This window comes from Arthrobacter sp. Y3221087 (genome assembly GCF_059089905.1).
In genome coordinates, this window is sequence record NZ_JBNHFE010000017.1 from 1 (window position 1) to 2,508 (window position 2,508).

Genomic DNA, 2,508 nt, shown 5'->3' on the forward strand with positions numbered 1-2,508 from the left:
GTGTGGGAGAGTAGGACACCGCCGGACATAACATTAGTAGGGCCCTGACAATCACTGTCAGGGCCCTACCACTTTAACCACCACCCAACGTCAGGCACTAAGCCCCAGGACCGCCATCCACCGAATAGCAGCTACCCTGGCACACCTAGACTCGTCTCATGACCCGTACGGGAACTGGCGTCGGTGAAACCCGGGAGCGCATCGCTCCGGGCACGCGCCTACCTTTCAAACAACGCGCTCAAGCTCTCCCTGAATGGGGAGTGGCGCTTCCCGGTTGAGCCCCGGAGTCCGCTCCGCGCCGGCAGCCGGCTGGCAGTTGGGAGAGGAACTTGAAGGCCTCACCGCCCTGCCCGTCCCATCCAGTTGGCCAATGCACGGCCATGGCGCGCCCGCATATTCCAAGCTGCCAGCTACGTCGAAGACCAGGACATGTGGTGGCTCCCGGGAATTTTCCGGGATGTCACACTCCAGGCCCGCCCGGCGGCAGGCATCGATGATCTCTTCGTCCATGCCGGCGACCACGGAAGTCACGAAGGCGTGCTTCGCGTCGAGGTGAGCCGGGGCGGGTAGGCGATTGACGCCGTCGTACGCGTTGCCGCATTGGGGCTGGAACAACCGGCCGGAACGGAGGTGCGCGCCCCGGCGTCGAACCCTGGTCGGCTGAGCTGCCGAAACTCTACGATGCATCGGTCCGCACTCCGGGCGAGACTGTCAGCCTGCAGCTGGGCTTGCGATCCGCAGTGGGAACCCGCGCTGCTGGACAGGAGGCAGCGAACGGTCGAGCGGGACAAGAACCACCCGTCCGTGATCATGTGGTCGCTCGGCAACGAGGCCGGAACCGGCAGGAACCTCGCGGCCATGCCGCGTTGGACCAAGGACCGCGATCCCTCCCGCCCCATCCATTACGAGGGGGACTGGTCCTCGCCCTACGTGGACGTCTACTCGCGCATGTACGCAAGCCAGGACGAAACGGCACTGATCGGGCAGGGCATCGAACCGCTCCTCGAGGACGAGGCCCTGGACGCCCGGCACCGGACCGCAAGCCGCGGCCGGGACTACTGGACTTCAAGAAGGTCGTCGTGCCACTCAGGATTCAGATGGCCGATGACTGGTCCGGGTTCCGGGTCCGAAACCTGTAGGACTTGGCCGACACCTCCGCGTATGAATTCCGCTACACCGTTGAGACCGACGGCGGCCTGCTGGACGCCGGACCGGTACAGCTCGCGCCGTTGCCGCCGAACTCCGAAGCTGCGCTTCCCCTGCCAGCCGCCGTTGCGGACAGTGCCGCCTCACTTGCCCGTCCCGGACAGGCAGCGGTCTTGACGGTGCGGGCGGTTCTTGCGGCCGATTCTTCCTGGGCTGCCGCAGGCCATGAAATATCATGGGGCCAGTCCGTCCTATCAGCCAGTACTGCTGAGCCTGCAGCGACCGAACGTGTCCTTGTCTTCGGTGACGAGCTGTGGCTGGGTCCGGCAGTCTTCAGCCGGATCACCGGGATGCCCACCCCCCTGGGAGATCTGCCTGTTGAGAAGCTGGGGCTGGTGCTGTAGTGGGCGCCCACCGACAACGACCTGGGCCGGGAATGGGCCGGCGAAGACCCGCGCCCGCTCGCCACCCAGTGGAAGGACGCGGGGCTGAACCGGCTGTACACCAGGCTTGTCGGCATCAGTGCCGAGGTAGCGGCCGACGGCGGTGAGCGGCTCACGGTCCACGCGTGTGGGTGTCGCGGACAAGCAGTACGGAGTTCAGGTGGATTATTCCTGGACCAGCGACGGCGCGTCACTGGCTCTGCAGACGAGCGTCCGCCCCCAGAAATCAGGTGGGTGCTCCGGAGTCCGTTCCGCCTCCCTGGACGTTGCCGGAAGCCTGCTGCAGGTCACGGGTGAGCCTTTGCCCTGACAGTACGGCCGTACAGCTTGGCAGTCCTTGACGCGGCAGCCGCCGGCCAGAGCTTGGGGAGGACGGCATGTCCTACATGCACCTGGCCCATGTGCAGCGGGGGGTGGGCACGGCGGCTTGCGGGCCCGGGGTCCTGGAGCCGTACCGGCTGAAGCACCGGGCGGCAGAGTTCACTGTCGTCTTCCGGACGGTAGGGGAAAATGCAGTGTGAGCCACTGCATACTTGCCTGCCGCGGGCGGTTCGGTACTGATGGTCCTCTGTTTGACCCCGGAACTCCCGTCTTCACGGGGATTTTGGGGCTATGGCTCACGAGGCAGGGGCGATTTGCGGTGAGCTTTATGGGCGTGTATTGTTTTCTGAGTCGCCGCCGCTGAAGCGGAAAAATAGCGGCCAAACCCCCTTTGAACAGCCTGGAATAATGGCCCGCTTGCTAGCGCGCCTTGACCTGGTGGGGACTGATCACGAATGCTGCAACTGCTGAGAAGCGGATTTGCAAAGTATTTGGCGGTCGGGTAAGTTTGAAAAGTTGCTCCGGAGCGATCCTGAATGTTTGGTTTGGGTGGTGCCGGGTGTGTCTGTTGTTTGAGAACTCAATAGTGTGCCAAGTT

3 protein-coding genes and 1 pseudogene are annotated in these 2,508 nt (G+C 64.3%); all 4 read left to right on the plus strand.

Translation table 11 applies throughout. The features are described 5' to 3' along the window. The first annotated feature begins 429 nt into the window (after nt 1–429). The 4 genes and pseudogenes from AC5RUO_RS19930 to AC5RUO_RS19945 all read left to right on the plus strand — a co-directional run bounded on the left by AC5RUO_RS19930 (nt 430) and on the right by AC5RUO_RS19945 (nt 2,110). Nucleotides 430–570, plus strand: coding sequence for a hypothetical protein (locus AC5RUO_RS19930; protein ID WP_494104437.1), 141 nt, complete (start codon nt 430–432; stop codon nt 568–570). A gap of 162 nt (nt 571–732) precedes the next feature. Beyond that, a pseudogene (locus AC5RUO_RS19935) lies at nt 733–999 on the plus strand (glycoside hydrolase family 2 TIM barrel-domain containing protein); the annotation flags it as partial. 143 nt (nt 1,000–1,142) lie between these two features. Further along, on the plus strand, nt 1,143–1,550 hold the full coding sequence (locus AC5RUO_RS19940; protein WP_494104438.1) for a DUF4981 domain-containing protein: 408 nt from the start codon (nt 1,143–1,145) through the stop codon (nt 1,548–1,550). Between the two features lie 416 nt (nt 1,551–1,966). Then, nucleotides 1,967–2,110 carry a beta-galactosidase small subunit-related protein gene (locus AC5RUO_RS19945; protein WP_494104439.1) on the plus strand — a complete coding sequence of 48 codons (144 nt, stop codon included), beginning with the start codon at nt 1,967–1,969 and terminating at the stop codon, nt 2,108–2,110. Nucleotides 2,111–2,508: the final 398 nt, after the last annotated feature.